General features: G+C 36.1%; 21 protein-coding genes and 1 pseudogene. All 22 read left to right on the top strand.

Features of this window, described 5'->3' with window-relative positions; genetic code table 11:
• The first annotated feature begins 33 nt into the window (after positions 1–33).
• The 22 genes and pseudogenes from ACXAFE_RS01735 to ACXAFE_RS01840 all read left to right on the top strand — a co-directional run bounded on the left by ACXAFE_RS01735 (position 34) and on the right by ACXAFE_RS01840 (position 21166).
• Complete coding sequence (locus ACXAFE_RS01735; protein ID WP_475147706.1) at positions 34–1299, top strand: nucleotide sugar dehydrogenase; 1266 nt, start codon at positions 34–36, stop codon at positions 1297–1299.
• Between the two features lie 109 nt (positions 1300–1408).
• Complete coding sequence (locus ACXAFE_RS01740; protein WP_475147709.1) at positions 1409–4060, top strand: SLBB domain-containing protein; 2652 nt, start codon at positions 1409–1411, stop codon at positions 4058–4060.
• 20 nt (positions 4061–4080) lie between these two features.
• Complete coding sequence (locus tag ACXAFE_RS01745) at positions 4081–4971, top strand: Wzz/FepE/Etk N-terminal domain-containing protein (RefSeq protein ID WP_475147716.1); 891 nt, start codon at positions 4081–4083, stop codon at positions 4969–4971.
• Positions 4972–4993: 22 nt separating this feature from the next.
• Positions 4994–6115 carry an O-antigen ligase family protein gene (locus ACXAFE_RS01750; protein WP_475147723.1) on the top strand — a complete coding sequence of 374 codons (1122 nt, stop codon included), beginning with the start codon at positions 4994–4996 and terminating at the stop codon, positions 6113–6115.
• Positions 6112–7260, top strand: coding sequence for a hypothetical protein (locus tag ACXAFE_RS01755; protein ID WP_475147726.1), 1149 nt, complete (start codon positions 6112–6114; stop codon positions 7258–7260). Before ACXAFE_RS01750 ends, ACXAFE_RS01755 begins: the two co-directional genes overlap by 4 nt.
• Positions 7241–8563 (top strand): hypothetical protein, encoded by a 1323-nt coding sequence (locus ACXAFE_RS01760; RefSeq protein WP_475147728.1) that lies wholly within the window; start codon positions 7241–7243, stop codon positions 8561–8563. Before ACXAFE_RS01755 ends, ACXAFE_RS01760 begins: the two co-directional genes overlap by 20 nt.
• 8 nt (positions 8564–8571) lie before the next feature.
• The gene (locus tag ACXAFE_RS01765; RefSeq protein WP_475147730.1) at positions 8572–9747 is read left to right on the top strand and encodes a hypothetical protein; all 1176 of its coding nucleotides are present in this window, start codon (positions 8572–8574) and stop codon (positions 9745–9747) included.
• An 82-nt stretch (positions 9748–9829) separates the two neighbouring features.
• A complete protein-coding gene (locus tag ACXAFE_RS01770) occupies positions 9830–10450 on the top strand; it encodes a sugar transferase (RefSeq protein WP_475147733.1) in 621 nt (206 codons plus the stop codon).
• 4 nt (positions 10451–10454) lie between these two features.
• Positions 10455–10973, top strand: coding sequence for a GNAT family N-acetyltransferase (locus tag ACXAFE_RS01775; RefSeq protein ID WP_475147736.1), 519 nt, complete (start codon positions 10455–10457; stop codon positions 10971–10973).
• Entirely contained in the window at positions 10966–12057 is a 1092-nt protein-coding gene (locus ACXAFE_RS01780) for a hypothetical protein (RefSeq protein ID WP_475147740.1), read from the top strand. Before ACXAFE_RS01775 ends, ACXAFE_RS01780 begins: the two co-directional genes overlap by 8 nt.
• Positions 12050–13168, top strand: coding sequence for a glycosyltransferase (locus ACXAFE_RS01785; protein WP_475147742.1), 1119 nt, complete (start codon positions 12050–12052; stop codon positions 13166–13168). The genes ACXAFE_RS01780 and ACXAFE_RS01785 overlap by 8 nt, the downstream gene beginning before the upstream one ends.
• A 21-nt stretch (positions 13169–13189) precedes the next feature.
• A complete protein-coding gene (locus tag ACXAFE_RS01790) occupies positions 13190–14200 on the top strand; it encodes a GNAT family N-acetyltransferase (protein WP_475147746.1) in 1011 nt (336 codons plus the stop codon).
• Positions 14201–14209: 9 nt separating this feature from the next.
• On the top strand, positions 14210–14800 hold the full coding sequence (locus tag ACXAFE_RS01795; protein ID WP_475147751.1) for a sugar transferase: 591 nt from the start codon (positions 14210–14212) through the stop codon (positions 14798–14800).
• A gap of 36 nt (positions 14801–14836) precedes the next feature.
• Entirely contained in the window at positions 14837–15523 is a 687-nt protein-coding gene (locus ACXAFE_RS01800; protein ID WP_475147754.1) for a formyltransferase family protein, read from the top strand.
• Between the two features lie 30 nt (positions 15524–15553).
• Entirely contained in the window at positions 15554–15946 is a 393-nt protein-coding gene (gene gspG, locus ACXAFE_RS01805) for a type II secretion system major pseudopilin GspG (RefSeq protein ID WP_475147756.1), read from the top strand.
• A 4-nt stretch (positions 15947–15950) separates the two neighbouring features.
• Entirely contained in the window at positions 15951–17603 is a 1653-nt protein-coding gene (locus ACXAFE_RS01810) for a GspE/PulE family protein (RefSeq protein WP_475147758.1), read from the top strand.
• Positions 17603–18817, top strand: a complete 1215-nt coding sequence (locus ACXAFE_RS01815) for a type II secretion system F family protein (RefSeq protein WP_475147760.1) — start codon at positions 17603–17605, stop codon at positions 18815–18817. Before ACXAFE_RS01810 ends, ACXAFE_RS01815 begins: the two co-directional genes overlap by 1 nt.
• On the top strand, positions 18804–19199 hold the full coding sequence (locus ACXAFE_RS01820; RefSeq protein WP_475147763.1) for a type II secretion system protein: 396 nt from the start codon (positions 18804–18806) through the stop codon (positions 19197–19199). Before ACXAFE_RS01815 ends, ACXAFE_RS01820 begins: the two co-directional genes overlap by 14 nt.
• The gene (locus tag ACXAFE_RS01825) at positions 19189–19602 is read left to right on the top strand and encodes a prepilin-type N-terminal cleavage/methylation domain-containing protein (protein ID WP_475147765.1); all 414 of its coding nucleotides are present in this window, start codon (positions 19189–19191) and stop codon (positions 19600–19602) included. The genes ACXAFE_RS01820 and ACXAFE_RS01825 overlap by 11 nt, the downstream gene beginning before the upstream one ends.
• A pseudogene (locus ACXAFE_RS01830) lies at positions 19584–19670 on the top strand (type II secretion system protein); the annotation flags it as partial. The gene ACXAFE_RS01825 and the pseudogene ACXAFE_RS01830, both read left to right, overlap by 19 nt.
• A 120-nt stretch (positions 19671–19790) precedes the next feature.
• Complete coding sequence (locus ACXAFE_RS01835; RefSeq protein ID WP_475153614.1) at positions 19791–20270, top strand: hypothetical protein; 480 nt, start codon at positions 19791–19793, stop codon at positions 20268–20270.
• A complete protein-coding gene (locus ACXAFE_RS01840; RefSeq protein WP_475147767.1) occupies positions 20267–21166 on the top strand; it encodes a hypothetical protein in 900 nt (299 codons plus the stop codon). The genes ACXAFE_RS01835 and ACXAFE_RS01840 overlap by 4 nt, the downstream gene beginning before the upstream one ends.
• Position 21167 lies beyond the last annotated feature (1 nt).

The raw sequence follows: 21167 nt of genomic DNA on the forward strand, positions 1-21167 counted from the left end.
ATATCTAATATTTAATTTATTTTGGATTTTATTATGAGAAAAGTTGCGGTCATTGGTTTAGGTTATGTGGGGTTACCTTTAGCAGTTGAGCTAAGTAAGAAAAACCATGTTGTAGGGTTTGACATCAATAATGAAAGAGTGGAACAGTTAATTTCAGGAATAGATTTAACTTTAGAGGTTGAAAGAGAGGAGTTGCAACACTCAACTAATCTTACCTTCACTTCAAACTATAAAGATATAGTAGAATCGAACTACTATATTGTAACCGTTCCTACACCAGTAGATAATAATAAAACTCCAGATCTAACGCCTCTAGTAAAAGCCAGCCAGTTAATAGGTAAGGTTATTAATAAAGGTGATATTGTTATTTATGAGTCAACAGTTTATCCCGGTGCTACAGAGGAGGTGTGTATACCTGAAGTAGAGCACGCTTCAGGTTTGCAATTTAATAAGGACTTTTTCGCGGGGTATTCTCCAGAGCGTATCAATCCAGGCGATAAAACTAACAAATTATCAAATATCAAGAAAGTTACGTCGGGCAGTACAGCCGGAGCTGCTGAGCAGGTCGATAAATTATATTCTGAAATTATTACCGCTGGCACGCATAAAGCGTCGTCAATAAAAGTAGCAGAAGCCTCTAAAGTCATAGAAAATACACAGAGGGATTTAAATATTGCATTAATGAATGAGTTAGCGATCATTTTTAATGCCCTAAAAATTGATACTCATGAAGTTTTAGAAGCCGCTGCGACAAAATGGAACTTTCTTCATTTTAAACCCGGCCTTGTGGGTGGGCACTGTATTGGTGTAGACCCTTATTACTTAACTTATAAATCACAATCTATAGGGTATATTCCTGACGTAATATTGTCAGGTAGGCATATAAATGATTCTATGGGTGGCTTTATTGCGAATGAGTTGATTAAGTTAACTCTTCAAAAGGGACTTGCACCTAAAGACGCTAATATATTGTTGCTAGGCTTTACGTTTAAAGAAAATTGTCCGGATATTAGGAATACTCGTGTGATAGATATCGTTTCAGAACTTAAGAACGAATATAATGTTAACACTAGTGTTTTCGATCCTTTAGCTGATAGTGAAGAGATCAGAAAGGAGTATGGTATCGAACCTATAAAATCACTTGAAGGTCTTAGTTTTGACATCGTAGTTTTGTGTGTTGGACATGAGCAATTTTTAGCTCATGATGCGAAAATGATACGCGATATTATTCATGATGGTACTTTAGTTTATGATATTAAAGGTGTTTTACCTAAAAACTTGATTTCGAAAAGGCTTTAATAACACTTTACTAGGCTAAAACTAGTAATGAATTAAACTGGTTTGTTTACCTATTAGTTGGGTAAGATTGTTTGTTAAATTTTAACTTTTGAGAATGAAAAGGGATCCTGTGCATATACTCAAACTTTTTTTATGTGTGGTTATATTATCATTAAGTCACATAGCAATAGCTGTGACTCCGTCGAAACAGCAAATTGAGCAGTTTAAAAAACTGCCGAAATCTCAACAGAAAGCCCTTGCAAAGCAGTACGGAATAGATCTAAACCAACTTAATAAATCTGAAAAAGAGTTAGACGAAGTGCTTCAAGATGAAAGTTTGCTGGTTCAACCTCGGGCTGATGAAGAAGAACAAACAGAAGAGGAAAAGTTTAAGCCACAGTTGGCAGAGTTAAAGCCGTTTGGCTATGAATTGTTTGCTGGTGAGCCAATGTCTTTTATGCCCAGCGAAAATGCTGCAATTCCTGATTCATATATTGTGGGTCCAGGGGATAGTTTTCAAATAAACTTATATGGTAAAGAGAGCGATAGTTTTGAAATAGAAGTTGATCGAGAGGGGCGTTTAGCTATTCCAAACTTAAGCCCTGTTAACGTTGCAGGTCTTCGATTCTCAGAGGTTAAAGATTTAGTTAAAGCGAAAGTAGAGCAGGAGGTTATTGGTGTTCAAGCTTTCGTTTCTATGGGGCGCCTTCGTTCAATGCGTATATTGGTACTAGGTGAGGCTTATAAACCTGGTGCCTATAGTGTAACTTCACTTGCGTCGGTAACTCACGCGTTATTTGTTAGTGGTGGTATCACAGAAATTGGTTCGCTTCGAAATATTCAAGTGAAACGTAGTGGTAAGGTTGTAGCGTCGCTTGACTTATACGACTTACTCACCAAAGGCGACAGTTCAAATGATATTGTATTGCAATCAGGAGATGTTGTATTTGTGCCTCCTGTAGGCAAGCAAGTAACTGTTTCAGGTTTAGTTAAGCGTCCTGCTATTTTTGAGCTAAAGAAAGGCGAAAGTGCAAAGGATTTAATTCGTTTAGCTGGTGGCTTTAAAGCTGAGGCTTTTCCTAAAAAAACAGTTATAGAGCGCTATGCAGGCAATAGTTTTAAAACGGTTTTAACTAGGGACTTTGCTCAACAGACACTTAATTATGAGCCGCATGATGGCGATATTATTAAGATACAAGGCTCCAGTGAAGAGCTTGAAAATGCTGTTACAATAATGGGAGCTGTTTCACACCCTGGCAATTATCAGTGGAAAAGTGGTGATCGTATTTCAGATCTGATTACATCATTGAAGTCTGATGTACTGCCAATTGCAGATTTTGATTATTCTTTAATTGTAAGGGAAAAGAATATCCGTGGTGATATTGAATTGTTGCAATTCTCATTAGTAGATGCACTCGAAGGAGAAGAGAGTAATTTCCAATTAAAACCGCGTGATATAGTTATTGTATTTAGTCGTTTTGAAGAAAAATCTGAAGAAAAAAGGCTTTTAACAGATCTAGCTGTAAGTGAAAAAGATTTAGCCCATCAAGCAAAAGTTGAGCAATGGCAGGAATTTGAAACTCGTAAGTTTTTGGAGTTTATTGGTGAAGAACTTGAGGAAGCTGAAGAAACTGATGAAAACCAGTTAGACAATTTAACGAAGCTTTTAACAGGACAGACGGAAGAACTAGGTGAGGATGAGTATTCTGTATTTAGTCGTAAAAACCTACTAGCACCAATTATTCTAAAATTGCAAAAACAAGCATCTGCATTTGAAGATACGGCATTAATCGCAGTAAATGGCCGTGTTCGATATCCTGGTGTATATCCTTTAGTTAAAAAATCAAACATTAAACTTGCAATTGAGGCCGCAGGTGGGCTACTCGAGTCTGCTTATATGCAAAATGCTGAAGTAACTCGTGTAATTAAAGGTGATGATGCAAGTGTCGAACATATTTCAGTTAGCTTAGATAGTGCGATTTCCGAGCCAGAAAACCATGGATTAAAAAGTAAAGACGCATTAAATATTTTCCCTACTCCTAATTGGTCAGAGGAAAGAACCGTTAGTCTTTATGGAGAAGTTCGTTTTCCAGGTAAATATTCTATCAAGCGTGGCGAAACACTACAAAATGTACTTGAACGAGCTGGTGGATTAACCGAGTTTGCATCAGAAAACGGAGCCATTTTTACAAGAGAATCAATCCGTACACAGGAACGTGCGCAATTACAAAAACTATCAGACGATTTACGCCGTGAGATTGCATCGAAGAGTTTTTCTAACTCAGTAACGGATGCCACGCTGACCTATGATGATACTGATAAACTATTAAAAGATTTGGCCAAAGTTCAAGCTTTAGGTCGTCTTGTAATTGACCTACCAAAAGTTCAGTCTGGCTCCGTGTCATTAGAGCTGGAGAAAGGAGATGCCCTATATATTCCAGCCAAACAGAGCACTATTAGTGTGATAGGTGAAGTTAATGTTGCAACATCTCATCTATACGGTAAAAACCTGTCAGTTGAGGATTACCTAAAAGCCAGTGGTGGTTTAAAGCAAAGGGCTGATGAAGACAGAATCTACGTAATCAAAGCTAACGGCTCTGTTTATATTCCAAACCATTCAAGTTGGTTCGCAGTTCATGATGATGATCAAGTGCTTCAGCCCGGTGACACGATAGTCGTACCATTGGATGCGGAGTACATGAATCAGTTAACCTTGTGGAGCACAGCAACACAAATTGTGTATCAGTTAGGTCTTGCCGCAGCTGCGATAGCTTCATTTTAGAAATGGTTAGAGACGTATCAATGAGTGAATATAACATTTTGAAATCAGCAGTTTGGCGATTTAAATTCCAGATTGCTTTGTGCTCAATTATTTTTGCCTGTTTGGCTTTAATATTGGGGATATTGACGCCAGAAAAATATCGTTCTAGTGCTTTACTGGCGCCATCTAGCTCGTCTATGTCGGGTGGATTTGCTGGTATGGCTGGACAATTAGGTGGGCTCGCATCACTAGCGGGAATTAATTTAGGTGGTGATGCTTCTCAAATAGATAAGGCAATAGCGACGGCAAAAACAAGATATTTTGTTAATCAATTTATTGAAAAGCACGAGCTATTGCCTATTTTGCTAGCTGTAGAAAGCTTTAATAAAGAGACTGGTACCTATCTTTTTGACAGTGAAATTTATGATGAAGTGAACAACCAATTTACGACGCAGTTTATCCAAGATAATCCAGCTTACATTGAACTGGCTTATGAAGAGTTTGTCACTAAAGTACTTGGTGTTAGTAAGGATAATATGACTGGTTTTGTGTCTATTTCCATAAAACTAACATCATCTGTGTTAGCTAAGAAATTGCTTGATAGTTTTATCAATGAATTATCTGAATTACTTAAAAAGCGAGAGATAGAAAACACCTCAAAGCATATAACTTACCTAAACCAAGAGCTTGAGAAAATAAAATCAACGGAAGTTAAAGTCTTGTTGTATCAAATTCAGCAACAAAGCTTAGAAAAACTATCGTATATCAAGACGCAGTCTAATTATCTATTTGATGTTATCGAGCCGCCATACTTATCTGAAAAGCCTGTTGAACCGAAGAAAGTTTTTATGGTGATACTAGGTTGGATTGTAGGTTTAGTTTTTGGTGTTCTGTTGTCTTTTATAGTTTACTCACCTCGTAAAAATGTTTAATAATAAGTCTAATGAAACGTCGTTGACTTTTGAGGCGGCGTTTTTTCATGGAGCTATTTTAGGCTTATTGATGATTGGTTCAATCTTTTATGAAGAACGTTTATCTTTAGGCTTTGAATTTTTTTCCCTTAATTTCATAATATTGTTTATAGTATCTAGCTATATAGTTCGTAATAGGGGCTTTGTCGAAATCGAGCTGTTAAGCTATTTTTTAATCCCCTTTTGTATAGGCTTTTTCTATCTATATTTCTCTTTAGACTTTGAATACGCGACTTACAAACTAGTAAACTTTGTTTGTGTAACAGCTCTACTTTGTATTGCTGTATCAATAGTGTTGAACAAAGGTGAAATAGAGAGTTTCTCTCAAAATGTTGTCTACTTTTTAGCTGTATTGTTAATTTTAACTATTATTTATAAGCTTTTGTTTGGTTTCTTTGACCGACAAGTCAGGTTTCTTTTAAATGGACCAATAGTATTTGCACGTTTAATGGGAGTCGGCTTATTTTTGACCATTGCTTATTTCAAAGGGGTTAAACGCAGCGCACTTGCCTTTTTGTTTTTCTTTGCAATTTTGTGGACGCAGTCAAAAGGACCCGCCCTAAGTGTTTTTGTTGTTTTTGCAATACTGATGTTATTCGTCGCAACCTTTAAACAAAGAGTTATTGCATTACTTGTTGGCCTTGTTGCAATAATGTTGATTTTTATTAATTTTGAAGTGCTACAAGAGGTTGAGGAATTATCGCGTATTTTTCTAATCGTTGATGCGCTTCAAGGCAATGTTTCAGGGCAAAACTATGGAAGTTTTGGCAGTCGGATTGACGCCTTTAATGCTACGGTTTTACTGATTAGCAATTCTCCATTTGGGGTTGGTATTGGGAGTTGGGCTTCTTATAACCAACAGTTAGGGATTAATTACCCACACAATATAATTTTAGAGCTGATTAGTGAGTTTGGTTTATTACTTGGCTTTTTTATGCTGCTACCAGCTTTGTGTTTTTTCAAGTTTAAAGTAAATGCCTTTTTCTTTGTTTGGTTATTCTTTCTATTAAGTCATCTGGTAAGTGGCGACTTATTAGATTCTCGTTTTTTATACCTGTTTGCATATTTGAATATGCTTGTTGCTTACAAAGCTAATAAAACATGAAAATTCCATACATCGGCCTATTATTAAAGGTTTTAGCACTGCTATCAAAAATGTTATTTTTATTTGTCGCTGTTCCTCTGATGAATGAGGGAGTATTTGGTGCGTATTTCTTTATATTGTCTAGCGCATTGATTTTCTCGCGTATTTTATCAATTGGCTTAATGGATTATTTGCCAAACATCATTGAAGGAGCAGAAGAGAAAGCAAAGCGGTATATTAGGCCACTTTATTTGCTAGTTGTTATACCGTTTGCCATTTTCTTTCTTTTTTCAAAATATGAATTAGGACTTGTTGTTGGGTTAGCGGTCACTTTGGCGATATGTCAGATTCTAATAGGAGTTTTAAGAACCATCATTCCAAGTGCTTTTGAAGTGATCTCCAATGTTCCGTGGATTATATTTTCATTAAGTATTTTGTTTAATCCTGATGTCACCCTAGTGCACATGGTGCAGCTACTTTTCATCTCTCAGATTATTATTGTCATGTGCTATCTAGCTTACTTCTTTGGTAAATATAGGCAAATTGATATTAGTGAGAATGTCAGAACAAAATTAGGAGTTAGAGAGCTTAAGCAATTGGCGAGTATAGTTTTATCTTCAATTTTGCAATTATTTATGCTTCGCTTCTATATATTGTTTAATAAAGATACACTAAGTGGCGCAGATCTAGATTATTACTCGATAGTAATATCCGTATCAGAGGCTATTTGGCAGTTAGTCATGGTATTTCCTAACCGATTTTATTCGGTTATTAAAAGTAAAGAGACCTTTGTAGTTAACTTCACAAAAAAGTTTATACAAGTATTTATATTTCACATGTTGGCAATTGTTGGATGTCTTGCTGTGTTGCATTTATTCGCCGACCTAATTCCTCTTTCGGTTTTACCATATGATTTAATTGTGCAATCAGTACTTTGCTTCTCTGTTGTTTTGTGGTCGTTTATAAAGTTCTACTTTTGGAGTAAGAAACAGTTTAGTTTAACGCTTAAATTGGAAAGCATATTGGTTGCAAGTGCATCGGGATGTTTACTCCTCCTCACTAGCTTTAGTACTTATACAATAGTATTTTCTATATTCGTCTTCGCTACATTGATTGTGGTCTACATTTATTCGAAGGGGTTTAAAAGTGAATCAAATAATGCGTAGTTATCTTATTCTCTTTTTGTTTTTAATACTTACCGGTTGTTCTGGTGAGGAGCGCAAAGAGGATAATTTACCAAAAATTCATGATGAGAACTTTCATAGCATGTGGGCCGAAATTATTGAGCAATCTTTGCAGGACCCATTATGGGAAAATGATAATAAATACGATGCTGCAGCAAGTTTAATGCTACCTATGCACTATGCGTTCAATTACCAATCAAGATTTAAACATGATCCTCAGTTAAAGTTTGATGATTTTTTTAAAGCGCTTTACGCGTCATATGATCCAAATACTGACACAAACTTTACACGTAGAAGTCAGTTTGTTTACTTTATAACTCAATATTTGAAATTAAAGTCAGATAGCTCTTGGGGCGAATCTTATTTGACTGACTTGCTGGAAGAGGTAGAGCGGCATCTGATGTATGTATGGACGGAAAAGAAAGCTATACATTGGGATAAAAATTTAGACCTTGTCGGTGTTAAAGGCAGGCTTGATTGGAATTTCAGTAACCCTGAAACTCCCTACGATTTTTATCGAGCAGTCTTTGATGAAGATTGGTTTGTATTAGCTGCGATATCAGATGTAATTGCTATTCATAACAAAGTGGGTACAAACTCATTGTTTGATACAGCATTACAAGATTCATATAATCAAAAATTGATCACTTTTTGGGGCGAGTTTAAAGGTGATAAATGGTACTTTCAAAATGGAGTTTGGTGGGATCATCCAGATTATAGCTACGCGGGACATTTTGAAATTAAAAACGGTTTAGAGTTTAGCCAAATTGAACACTTAGCAATTGATTCTTCTCATTTACACCGAGTGCCGCTGTGGCTGAAATCTTTTACTGAAATTTCTTCCAAGAAAAGTGTTTTCAGTAATGCGCTTGACGGTTTTCGAAAAGCATTTGAAGAAAACGTATTTCAATGGCAAGAAGATAGTGAAGCAGGCTATTTTGTTATGACTAATTATGCTGATGGACATAATGGAGTCTATCGTTATCAGTTCGAAACTCAAGGAGAAAACAATGGTTATGCTCCTCACCAATTATCAGGCACTCTCTTTATTGGGTATTACGTATTTATGGAGTCAGATGTGTATGCGCAAGGCATGAGAAAAATGGCTTCAAGGTTCCCATTGAGCGGGCATGCATTGGCTACATATGTTGGCCCTAACACCACACGTACAAGGCACCCATTATTTGTGTGGCCTGATTATTTTGAAAATGACTTCGCGCAGTTATTTAGTAAGCTTGCAGCTTGTTATAAACGAGAGCTTATTGAATGCGAAGTTAATCTCTAGATTTTAGTATGCTTAAGCGATTAAGCGAACAGGCACTATATAGCGGGTTAGCACTGGCTCTCCAATTAATTTCCATTCCCATTTTAGCGCATAGTTATCAGGTTGAGGATATTGCTTTATTGGCATCTTTAATCTCAATCTCTGTTTTTTTGTCGAATTTGGTTGGGTTTAAATTTGATATTTTAAACCATGGGCTAACTAGACTTTCATGTACTCGCTTGTATTTTTCCTTAATGTTTTATCTACAAATAATACTGTTCAGCTCTTTGCTAATGCTGCTGTGTGTTTGGTTGATGGGTTTTCATAGTGAGTTGATTTTTTCTTTTTCTGCACTACTCGCGCTGGCTACATCTCTTTGTTTATATAATAATGCGATCGCCTTCCGACTTCGATGTGAAAAATATAAGCTTGTTGGAGTTCAAAAAATAACAAGAAATATTCTCTATTGTATTTTACTAGCAACAGCGCAACAGTTGTATTCTTTTGGTTTAGTTTTAGCTGAAGCGCTATCTCGCATACCTAGCTTTTCAATTTCATCTTTACCTCGTCTCGGAAAAGTATTCAGCAAGTATTGCTTTAAAATCATTAACGAAAACAGGCGTCGAATTGGTTTGCTGTTAGTTCAGTCCTCATTTAATTCAATAAATTTACATATTTTTGTTTTATCGATGGTGCTGTTAGGTGACTCTAAGTTGATAGCTTTGTTTTATTTAGCGTCACGCGTTCTTGCATTGCCCAGTGCATTATTTGCGCAATCTGCAGCTCAACTCTTTCTCAATCGATTTGATTATCAAAATTGTACCTCTTACTTAATTAAGAATAGCGTTTTAATGACTCTTATTGGTTTAGTGTCTTTTCTTGCTATTTGGTTAACATTGCAGCTATTTGGTAGCTTAATTTATGGTGATTATTGGCAAGATTTAGAATGGGTTACTATGGCATTAATACCAACTTACTTCGCACAGTTTGTTGTTTCACCAATGCTTGGTACTTTTTATTTGATAGGTTTACAACGACTACAAATTGTTTTAGAAGCTATTAAGTTAGTGATTGTAGGTGCTTCAATTATACTGAGTTACTATTTTGATGCGGGCAAGGTATTTCAAATTTATGCGTTTTCAAACGCAGGTTTGTATTTTTCTTTGTTATTTGTACTATTTTTCAAAAGCAAAATACATTTTTAATACTCATTAATAACTACTGAAATTTAGTCATTACTATATAATACCCCTTTTACATTTCAATATTGATATATAAGGGAGTCAAGTGTATTTATTCGTTAAAAGGTTAATGGATCTTATCGGTGCACTTTTTTTGTTTACTTTACTTTGGCCTGTAATGCTTGTTTGTGGCATTTTAATTAAATTAGAAGATCCTGAGGGTGGCGTTTTTTTTAGGCAAGCAAGAATAACCAAGGATAATAAAGTATTTAAAGTTTTTAAGTTTAGAAGTATGCGTGTGCAAACAGAATCTAAGGGAGTGTTGCTAAGTGATTCACAAAGAATGTTAAAGATTGGTTATTACATTAGAAAATTTAGTTTAGACGAGCTACCACAGATTTTTAACATTTTAATTGGAGATATGAGCTTTATTGGTCCAAGACCTCTTCCAACTATTTATTACCCTTATTACTCTGATGATGAACTTAAACGTCACAATGTAAGGGCTGGTATTAGCGGTTGGGCGCAGGTTAATGGTCGAAATAACCTTTCTTGGGATGAGAAGTTTAAATATGACTTACATTATGTTGAAAATATATCGTTATTGCTAGATTTGAAAATAGTACTCAAAACGCTCAAAAAAGTGCTACTTGGCAGTGACGTTGCTGTCAGGGGGGAAGATATTGAAGATATTTCATTACATGAAATTAGGGATAAAGTGAGATAGAAATATGAATGTATTAAATGGACCTTTAACTCTTCGGGCTATAGAAATGGAAGACCAAGAGTTACTTTTTAAAATTATTAACGATCCTGAAATTGAGAATATGCTTGGGGGAAGCTCCTTTCCAGTATCTTATTATGGTCAACGAAACTGGTTTAGCAACTTGAAATCGAGCAGTAATGAGTTAAGGGCGATTGTTGAGCATAAAGACCTCGGAGCTGTAGGAGTTGTTATGCTTACAGATATTAATTGGAAGGATCGCAATGCAGAATTTCACATTAAGCTGTTGCCTCAAAAACTAAATGGCATGAAAGGAGTTGGTACTCTAGCACTCGCGACCCTGGTTGATTATGCATTTCAAGAAATGAATCTACATGTCATTTATAGCAATATCATTGAATATAACAAAGCATCTATAGCGATTCATAAGAAGTGTGGTTTTCAAAGGGAAGGTATTTTGAAAAGCAGGGTTTTTAAAAATGGAAAGTATCATAACATCGAAGTTTGGGCTGTAGTTAATGGCTAGAGAGATAGGCTCTGAGTTTTCTCTGAGTGACAACAGTGAGTTTGTTAAAGACAGTGTTTTTAATTTTATATCAGACTTTACTTTGTTTGAATCAGGGAGGGCTGCACTTAGGGCTGTTTTAGCTGAAATTGTTCAAGTTAAGGGAGCAAAGTTAAACGCTTTATTACCAGTGTATATTTGTGAATCTGTAGTTACTCCATTTGTAGATTCTCATTTTAATATTTTCTTTTATTCTGAAATAAAATCCAATGACACTGATATAATAAACCTAGTCAAAAAACATAATATTGATGTAGTTTTTCATCTTGATTATTTTGGTGTAAATCAATGGAAAATGAAACCAGACATATTAGGAAAGATAAGCGCTCTGGGCGTGTTATTAATTGAGGACATAACCCACTCTCTTTTCAATAAACGTAGTATTCAGGAAAGCGATTACTATATAGCAAGTGTTAGAAAGTGGTTTGGTACTGCTGGTGGTGGAGCTGCTTATAGCAAAAATAAACTCCCTAAATATGAATATAATACCAGTGAAATAATTGCGCTTAGAGAAGCTGCGTTGGGACTAAAACGAGATTACTTAAAGACGAATGATCCTGATGTTAAAAGTGAATTTTTAGCTAAGTTTACTATAGCTGAACAATTACTTGATACGCGAAGAGAGATTAATGGTATTGATCCTTTCTCTATTGAGATTTTAAAAAGACAAAGTGTTGAGTCTCTGGTTAATCAACGCAGAGAAAACTATATGACACTAGAGGCTTTCTTTACAGGATCCCTTCCAGAAATGATGTGGTTTAAGCCATTGAGTGGTCAAGCAACTCCTTTATTTTTCCTTGTGAAAGTTTCGCTAGAAAGAGCCGAGTTGCGAAGTTATTTGGCGTCAAATGGAGTATATTGCCCCATCCATTGGCCAATTCCTGATTTAATCAAATCATGTAATATAGAGTTAAACCACGAAATTTACGATAATGTACTCTCAATTCCCTGCGACCAACGATATGGTCGTTTTGATATGGAGTATATTATTTCGCTCTTTAAGCAATTCTATAAGCTAGATATGGCAAATCTGATAAATGAATAAGCCAAAAGTACTTCATATTTCTACGGTTCATAAAGCTACTGATAACCGAATTCTATTCAGAGAATGCATGTCTATAAGTGAATATGGCTTTGATATTTATTTGTTAGCAAACAATATAACTGGATTTCAGTGTGACTCCGTCAAGATAATCCATCTTGATAAGTTAAATTTATGGCAAAGGCTAAGATCAAATAAAAAAAGAATATTGAATCAAGTTGAAGCAATAAAACCAGATATTATTCATCTACATGACCCTGAGTTAATGCTGTTAATTCCAATATTGAAACGGCATGTGCGGGTTGTTATTTATGATATGCATGAATGGTTGGCACAGCAAGTTTATGTAAAACCTTGGATCCCTAAACCTCTAAAGGCACTAGCTTCTAGTTGTTTAAGTTTATTACAGCCTTATTTATTAAAGAGTACGCCGGTTATTTATGCAGAGACTAGCTACATCAAAGAGTTTCCTAAAATTGTAAATTACCAAACTATCTTAAATTTACCTCGTACAGAAAAAATAATTGAGTTTCAGTGTACACCTAAATTACCTATTTTTACTGTTGCGTATATGGGGCAGGTAACTCTTGAACGCGGATGTTTAAAGGTTGCTGAAATTCTTTTAGAATTAAAGCAGAAATTCGGTATGGAAATTGGGTTTATTTGTGTCGGAGAGTGCCTTTCTAAAGAACTGAAAGGAGATTTAGACAGGATTGGTGACCAATTAGATTTTTATGAAGCACCTGGATTTTTGCCGTTCTTTGATGGGATAAAGGTAATTAGTAAGGCGCATGTTGGCGTTTCAATATTGGATCGAACTCCGAATTACACACACTCCTTCTCGACAAAAATATTTGAATATATTGCGCTTGGTATGCCATTTATTGCATCAGACTTTCCAATTAATAGAAAGGTTAAGGATGACTTCGAATGTGGTATATTAGTCAATCCAGATGATAAGCAAGCAATCATCAATGCTTTGTTATTCTATCAAGAAAATAATGACAACTATAAAGAACACAGTGAAATAGCTATTAATTCAGCAAGTAAAGTAAGCTGGAGCGGTGAAGCTGATAAATTAGTTAAATTTTATAAGAGCTTGTTAAGTTCTTAGTAAGTAATACATTAAGAGTTTATGGACATAAATATCGTTAAGAGTCAAAATGAGTGGCGTGCAGCACTAACTCAGACAAATCATGATTGGTACCATACTTGGGAGTATCATCAGCTTTCTGTCAAAAAAGATGAGAGTGCGGTTTTGGTAACGCTTGAGTTTAATGGAAAACTAGTAGCGCTACCATTAATTTTACGTACTTATAAGAATGTAAAAGATGCTACTTCTGTTTATGGTTACCCTGGTTGGGTCACTAGTGCCGAGCTCTCAAATGAAGAACAGTTATTACTGTTGAACTCTATTAAATTATGGGCTCAACAAAACAATGTAATTTCAATATTTACCCGTTTGAATCCATTGTTGAACTCTAGTCTACCCGAATCATCAGTTGAAGTTGAAAACTCTGGTGAGGTTGTAGTAGTTGATTTAACAATCCCCTTGGATGAACAAAAAAAACGCTATAGAAAAAACTATAGGAACCTAATTAACAGATTGGTTAAGGATGGGTTTGAAGCGTATTGGGATAACTCCCCTGAATCAATTGATACGTTTATTCAAATTTACAATGAAACAATGGATTCACTCGAAGCATCCGAGAGCTATTACTTTGATAGGGATTACTATGATTCTTTGTGTAAAATTGAAGGCGCTGATGTGCGGTTTTACTTTGTGTCACATGATGGTGAAATAACATGTGGTGGTATCTTTGTTTTTTATGGTGATTTTGTTCACTACCACCTGAGTGGAACCAAAGCTGAATTTAAACGAGTTGCGCCAAATCGACTCATGATTGATAAGGTTCGAGTTGATGCTACTGAAATGGGGAAAAAAAGCTTTTTGTTAGGTGGTGGACTTGGCGGAATGCGTGATTCTTTGTTTGATTTTAAGTTTGGTTTTTCGAAACAAGCCATTTCATTTGATACTGTGAAAATGATTAGTGACGAAGCTCATTATTTTACTTTTTGTGAAGAAAAAGGGATTGATATTGAGTCTAGTGAAGGCTTTTTTCCTGCGTATAGATCAAAAGATTAAATAAAGGTTATGTTAAAAAGGTGCTTTGATTTTTGCTTGGCAGTAATGTTGTTGTTGTTGTTACTACCACTTTTGTTAGTAATCGCATTGCTAATTATTATCACCATGGGAAAGCCTATTTTTTTCGTGCAAAGACGCCCAGGATATAAAGGTAAAATATTTAATATCTACAAGTTCCGGACTATGTCTACAGAGAGTGGTTGCTCGCTAGGTCAATCTGATGCAGTTAGGTTAACAAGAGTTGGACGAGTTTTACGGGCGTTATCTCTAGACGAACTGCCGGAGCTGTATAATATTTTGCGTGGTGAAATGAGTTTTGTAGGTCCAAGACCATTGTTAGAGCATTATTTGGAACTATACAACAATTTCCAAATGCGCCGGCATGATGTGTTACCAGGTTTGACTGGTTGGGCACAAGTTAATGGGCGTAATGATATTTCTTGGCAAAAGAAATTTGAATTAGATATTTGGTATGTAGACAATCAAAGTTTTTGGTTGGATATTAAAATTTTGTGTATTACAGCTATTAAAGTCTTTAAGAGGGAAGGTGTCACAAAGACAGGCTGTGCAACAACCGAAAACTTTAAGGGCAATGACTGACATGCATACTGGTGTGTTAGTTTATGAGAGAAGTAAATGAATGATATTTCAGCCAAAAAAGTACTCTTTTTAGGCAAAAAAAATGATGAGCTTTGTGAGCAAGCATTAGCTCATATTCAAAAATACTTTGGTGAAGTTGAACACCATCTAGGTGAATGGGGAGATCCTTTACCTGAAGCTGCTAAAGTATGGCAAGGTGATTTGATTATTTCATATTTATCTCGTTGGGTTGTTCCTGAATACCTGCTGAGACGTGCTAATTTTGCATCAATCAACTTTCATCCAGCCTCACCGGAATACCCAGGTATTGGCTGTGTAAATTTCGCTTTGTATGATGGCGTATCCGAATATGGTGTTACTTGCCATCATATGGAGAAAGTTGTTGATACTGGTGATATTATCCGAGTAAAGCGATTTCCTGTTGAGGACGTTGATTCGGTTGAAACATTACTACAAAAAAGTTACGAACATCAAATTGAACTTTTTTATGAGATCATAGACGAAATGATGAAGCATGGTACTCTTCCTACATCACAGGACGCATGGAGTCGGCTACCATATACTCGAAAGGAGTTTCATGATTTGTTTATAATTGAGCCAAACATGACGCCATTGGAAATCGAGCGCAGAATAAGAGCTGTAAGCTATGGTGAAAGGCAACCCGCGATTAAGCTCCATGGTAGAATTTTTCGATTTGTGCCAACAGAATCAAGTATTACATAAAAATTAAGTTTTAATCATTACAGGTTTATTATGAAAAACAGAAGACAAGCTAAAGGTTTCTCATTAGTAGAGTTACTAATCGTTATGGTTATTTTAGGACTATTAGCATCATTAGTAGGTCCTGCAATGTTTGGTAAATTAGATACTTCGAAAGTAAAAACAGCCCAAGCTCAAATGGAGCTTTTAGCTACAGCGTTAGATACGTACCGTTTAGATGTAGGAGAATACCCTGAAAAGCTGTCTGAATTGAGAGCTAGTGATGACAAGCGTTGGGATGGTCCGTATCTACCGAAAGACGTTCCGAATGATCCTTGGGAGAATCCATACTCATATGAAAGAGCAGGAAAGGCGTTTTCTTTAAAGTCTCTTGGTAGAGACGGAAAAGAAGGTGGTGAAGATATTGATGCTGATGTAGTGTACTAATTGTATGAATTTTGAAGAAATTGTTCATTTAGTATCGAACAGCTCCACTTTCACGGAAAAACACCCTGAAGGTCTAAGTAAAGTAGATAAAGTTGAAGAAACATTATCTGCATATTCAGGACTGAGTGAAGAAGAAGTTTTAGAAGCAATTGCTAACGAGACAAATTACCAAGTAGTCAGTTTTGGTAACGCGTATGAATTTATTGATGAATTTAAAGTGCAAAATGCACTACATAATGCTGATATAAATTGGTCTTTTTTAAAAAATAAATCGTGGTATCCACTTAATTTAGAAGATCAAGTTGTTAGTGTGATTACTAATCGTCCATTATGCAGCGTAGCAACGAATTTTTTAGAGCTTTCTGAAACGAAATTCAAAGTTTTTGTGGCAGATAAGGCTTTACTACAGCGTGTAATTTCAATCGTTGAGGGACTTGAAAGCGAAGCGCAAGAGGCGAGTGAAGAGCTGGAGAAAATTAGGGCTTTGGCATCTGAAACGCCTGTTGTAAACCTAGTAAATTCTTTGATTTCAAGATCTCTTGACCTTGGCGCGTCAGACATGCACGTTGAGCCAACAAAAGAAGGTGGTGTGGTTCGTATTCGTGTTGATGGTTTACTACAGCGTTTAGACTCTATACCTGGTTCGTTATTATTAGCGGTTGTTTCTCGTTTAAAAATATTGGCAGATATGGATATCGCTGAGAAGAGGCGACCACAAGATGGTAAAATAGCACTTAAGCATAAGAATATAGATATTCGTGTATCGTGCTTACCATTAAATAACGGCGAAAGCATGGTATTGCGTTTCTTAGCGAAAGGATCGTTGAAATTGAATTTTAATGATCTTGGCTTCCAACCTGACTTAATTGCACAAATAAAAGAAGATTTAAAGAAAACATCAGGTGTTATTTTAATGACGGGCCCAACAGGCTCTGGTAAAACAACATCACTTTATTCATTTCTTGACTCGCTAAATGATGTACATGAAAAAATAATTACACTTGAAGATCCTGTGGAATATGAAATAGAGGGTATCAACCAAATTCAAGTGAAGCCAGATATAGGTTTTGATTTTGCTGCGGGTATTCGAAGTATTGTCCGCCAAGATCCTGATGTAATCATGGTGGGCGAAATACGAGACGCTGAAACAGCAAGAATTGCGATGCAGTCAGCGTTGACAGGACACTTGGTTTTCAGCACTGTACACACTAATGATGCACCTAGTGCTTATGTCCGTTTAATCGATTTAGGGGTTGACGAGTTTTTACTAAACTCAGCTGTTGTATCGATGATTGCGCAGCGTTTAACACGTAAATTATGTGAGCACTGTAAGGTGCCAGACGAACGTGCTCAAGAGCATATTGAAAAACTCAAACTTACCGCTTTAGCGTCGCGTTATGATATCGATAAAATCATAATAAACAAGGCTGTAGGATGTGAAAAGTGTGGTGGTAGCGGGTACAAAGGACGTTTAGCAATATTGGAATACTTGCCAAATACTGATGAAATAAAATCGTACGCGAAAGATAGCCAGTTCACCCTTAACGCTGAAAAGTATATGCAACGTTGTGGTTATCGAACATTAAAACAAGATGGTTTACTTAAAGTTATTCAAGGTGATACCACTGTTGAAGAAGTTATTAGGGTTGCGGGTTAATGTTGCTTAAATTCGAGGTGGAGTACATTGATGACTCTGGACACCAGCATAGCAAGGTAATACAAGCTAAATCTGAGAAGCATGCTTACGCAGGATTAGTGCAGTCTGGGTTTACTCCTGTTTCGATTAAACAACAAAATAAACCGGGCGATCAATTCAGTTTGTTCAAGCCAAAGGTTAAAGCGAGTGATATCGAGAACTTTACAACAAACTTAGCTTCTTTGCTCACTAACGGTGTAAACATTGATAAAGGGTTAGAGCTACTAACACGCTCCGCAGAAAATACCGCAGTTGAAGAGTTAATCTCAAGTATTCAAAATGATGTGCGAGGTGGCGTGGCATTATCCTCTTCACTATCCAAACATCCACAACACTTTGATGAGCTTTACATCAAGTTGGTAGAATTAGGTGAATCCACAGGTACAATCGGTGAAGTACTTAAAGGTTTAAGTGAGCAGCTTAAATTCAGAAACCAGATGCAAAATCAAATTAAGCAGGCAATGGCTTACCCATCTATTATCGTGTTTGTTTGCTTTGCTTCGCTTTTGTTCATCCTTAAGGTCGTTGTTCCTCAATTATCGACCATGTTAGACGGAGATAAAGAATTACCGGCATATACCAAGGTTTTATTGTCAGCAAGTGACTTTGTGAATTCACAGTATGGACTAATGTTTTTAGCATTGTTCGTGGGTTTATTAGTGTTTTTCGTAAATTCAAATTCAATGACAATTAAAAAAATTAAAATCAAACTGTTGCAGTGGTTCTTGAAGGCCCCGTTGGTCAGTAATCTTCAAGTTTTGGCTGAACAGTCGCGTTTTTCATCGGCCATGTATGTTTCTTTGACTAGCGGTTTAAATTTAACTAATGCAATGAAACTTTCGGCGAATACACTCTCAAGTTTAAAGCACCGTTCTCGAGTTCAAGGTGCATCTAAGGCGATTCAAGGAGGGGAGTCATTGTCATCAGCTATAGAGTCTTCGAGTGTGCTAAGTAGTATGGATATAGGTTACTTAGAAATTGGCGAGGAAACTGGAGATTTAGCAGCTTCATTCAACGAAATACGCGTCAGAAAAATTGAGGCTTTTAATCTCAAACTCAATAGCTTACTTAAAATTCTGGAGCCATTACTTATTTTAATAATGGGAGTTCTGGTAGGTGGTGTTGTGATTATTATGATGCTGAGCATTTTGAGCGTACAAGATGTGGCGATTTAAAGGTGGAGCTCAAGGATTTACGCTTGTTGAAATTTTAATAGTATTTTCATTGCTAGGGTTAACTATGGCTCTAGTTGCACCAATAGGTATTGAACAAGTAGAAAAAATTGGGCGAAAGAGCGATGAAAAGAAATTGGACTCTTTAATTAATGCGGTTTATAAATACGCGTTTTGGACTAATAAAACCCAACTCATTCGTTTATCAAAGAATAAAGTCGAAGTGATAGATACAGGTAAGGTTGTTTCATTTCTTGAGTTATCCTATGTCAATTTTGAAAATCATGAAATCACTTTGGAGCCCAGTGGAACTTACTCTCCTTGTCTAGTGTCTGCGGAACTTATAAAGAAAATTCTGGACAAAAGGGGGAAATGTGAAAGCTAACGCTGGGTTTTCTTTGGTAGAGCTTTTAATTGCTGTAACAATAGCCGTTTCTTCTATAGCAATCACCCAGACAATTTATAGTGGTTACGTAGCGTTTGAGTTTAAGTCAAAAAGAAAATTAAAAATGCTTTCTATTGTACCGGTTGTCAAAGATAAAATTGAACTCGAACTAATTAACTCCAAAAAAGCTGGTGAGGTCAATATATCGGAATATAGGTGTCCGTGGGATATTAAAGAATTAGAACAATACCAGCCTTTAGAATTTGATCCTGATAGAGGTGGGCAAATAGCAAGGCCATTTGAATATTATTTATATACTATTGAATTTTATTGTGTTAATTCACAAGAACGAAACTCTCAAACCTACAATTTTAAGTCTTTACAATGGTTAAACAAGAGTTAAGAAAGTTAAAGCAAGGTTTTACCTTGGTTGAAATGCTAATAAGTATAACCATTTTAGCTATGGTGATGGCTTTATCTTTTCAGGCTTTTTCTCTTTATTTGAATACATTTTCGAGAACCAAGTCGATCGTTTCAGAAGCTGAAAGCTTAATGGTAAGTCAGTTTAGGTTTCGGAACTCTATATCATCAATGCGAGATTATTATGTGAGTCATAATGGTGATGCCGCATTACTCGTGAATTATTCGGACGTCAGTTTAGAATATGTAAGCGCCTATTCTATAACAGGCTACGCCGGAGATGTGATTGTTAAATGGTACATTCATGCAGAGTCTGAGAACGACAATTTAATGCTTATTGAGTGCCCTCTCAGCAAAGTATTGCCACTCGAATTAGCGTTTGAGTTTAATAACGATAATTGTACGAAAAGTTTATTCATTGAGAATGGCCAAAATTTTAACCTTAGTTATACACAACACCCGGAAGTGTATGCGTATGATGATGTCAGTCAAAACGTTGAGCTCGTTACTCGTAGGCATTTATTACCGCAAAGTGTTACGTTAACATATAGTCGAGATGATGAAAGTATTGAGTTCATTGCTTTAACAAAAGCACGCAATTTGGTCAAATTACTAGAGTACACAAAAGATGTAACGCAGGTTTCTTTATGACTCCTAATAAGAATAATGGTATAGCTTTGTTTTCCGTACTGCTAGTAACTCTGTCATTAGCGACAATATCATCATATTTCTTGTATATATCAAAACAAAATTTAGAGCTAATTGAGAGAATAGAAAATAGAGTTCTGGCTGAATTAGAGGCTGATAGTCAGTTGGCTAAGTTAAAGTTAGATCTTCTAAAAAATACATTTAACACAATTTCTACAGATATTGATTTGGTAGATGAAACCAAATCTACGTTTAATTACTATGGGGACCCATTTGAATACGCGGAAGGTGTTACCGTCACTATCACTGATAATGCATCATTTATAAAGCTCATGCCACTTAACACGTATCTTTTAAAATCGTGGTTGGAGTCAAAAGGACTATCACCTGGAGATGTTGCAGAAAAAATGGAGTGCTTGGCTGATTGGACCGACTGGAACGATTTAAAATCACTCAATGGAGGAGAATCTTCAGATTACTTATTGGCCGGTAAGGTTTCTCCTAGAAATGGCCAAATTCAGAGTGTTTCGGAGCTAGGTTTGATTTGTGGATGGGATAGTGAATTGGTTGCAAGTTTGAGCTCTTTAGTTACTCTATTTTCTTCAGACCAATTTCACCCAACAATGGCAGACCCTGAGTTGATTGATGCGCATTTTCAAAGTGAAATAACATTAGAAAGGCTTGTTGAGTTGAGGCAAAAAGGTAGCCCAATAACTATTAGGAAGTACCTTCCAAAAGGAGAGCAATATGGTGTTCAGTATTCGCTTTCAAATACGGTAAAAATTGAATTGCAAGCTCTAGTCGGTAACTCTCTAGCAAAGCGCTCTCTTGTATTTGATATGGATTTCAAGTATAAATCTGAACCTCCTTTTAACGACTGGTATTGGGTACCTAAGTAGT

It is taken from the genome of Pseudoalteromonas sp. ABV4_021 (genome assembly GCF_056159365.1).

Excerpts from the sequence above, each read along its gene's own strand:
- ACXAFE_RS01765 (WP_475147730.1), top strand. The coding sequence starts at position 8,572 with ATGCTTAAGCGATTAAGCGAACAGGCACTATATAGCGGGTTAGCACTG.
- ACXAFE_RS01840 (WP_475147767.1), top strand. The coding sequence starts at position 20,267 with ATGACTCCTAATAAGAATAATGGTATAGCTTTGTTTTCCGTACTGCTA.
- ACXAFE_RS01795 (WP_475147751.1), top strand. The coding sequence starts at position 14,210 with ATGTTAAAAAGGTGCTTTGATTTTTGCTTGGCAGTAATGTTGTTGTTG.
- ACXAFE_RS01835 (WP_475153614.1), top strand. The coding sequence starts at position 19,791 with ATGCGAGATTATTATGTGAGTCATAATGGTGATGCCGCATTACTCGTG.
- ACXAFE_RS01800 (WP_475147754.1), top strand. The coding sequence starts at position 14,837 with ATGAATGATATTTCAGCCAAAAAAGTACTCTTTTTAGGCAAAAAAAAT.
- ACXAFE_RS01815 (WP_475147760.1), top strand. The coding sequence starts at position 17,603 with ATGTTGCTTAAATTCGAGGTGGAGTACATTGATGACTCTGGACACCAG.
- ACXAFE_RS01785 (WP_475147742.1), top strand. The coding sequence starts at position 12,050 with ATGAATAAGCCAAAAGTACTTCATATTTCTACGGTTCATAAAGCTACT.
- ACXAFE_RS01810 (WP_475147758.1), top strand. The coding sequence starts at position 15,951 with ATGAATTTTGAAGAAATTGTTCATTTAGTATCGAACAGCTCCACTTTC.
- ACXAFE_RS01735 (WP_475147706.1), top strand. The coding sequence starts at position 34 with ATGAGAAAAGTTGCGGTCATTGGTTTAGGTTATGTGGGGTTACCTTTA.
- ACXAFE_RS01755 (WP_475147726.1), top strand. The coding sequence starts at position 6,112 with ATGAAAATTCCATACATCGGCCTATTATTAAAGGTTTTAGCACTGCTA.
- ACXAFE_RS01820 (WP_475147763.1), top strand. The coding sequence starts at position 18,804 with ATGTGGCGATTTAAAGGTGGAGCTCAAGGATTTACGCTTGTTGAAATT.
- gspG (WP_475147756.1), top strand. The coding sequence starts at position 15,554 with ATGAAAAACAGAAGACAAGCTAAAGGTTTCTCATTAGTAGAGTTACTA.
- ACXAFE_RS01745 (WP_475147716.1), top strand. The coding sequence starts at position 4,081 with ATGAGTGAATATAACATTTTGAAATCAGCAGTTTGGCGATTTAAATTC.
- ACXAFE_RS01790 (WP_475147746.1), top strand. The coding sequence starts at position 13,190 with ATGGACATAAATATCGTTAAGAGTCAAAATGAGTGGCGTGCAGCACTA.
- ACXAFE_RS01780 (WP_475147740.1), top strand. The coding sequence starts at position 10,966 with ATGGCTAGAGAGATAGGCTCTGAGTTTTCTCTGAGTGACAACAGTGAG.
- ACXAFE_RS01775 (WP_475147736.1), top strand. The coding sequence starts at position 10,455 with ATGAATGTATTAAATGGACCTTTAACTCTTCGGGCTATAGAAATGGAA.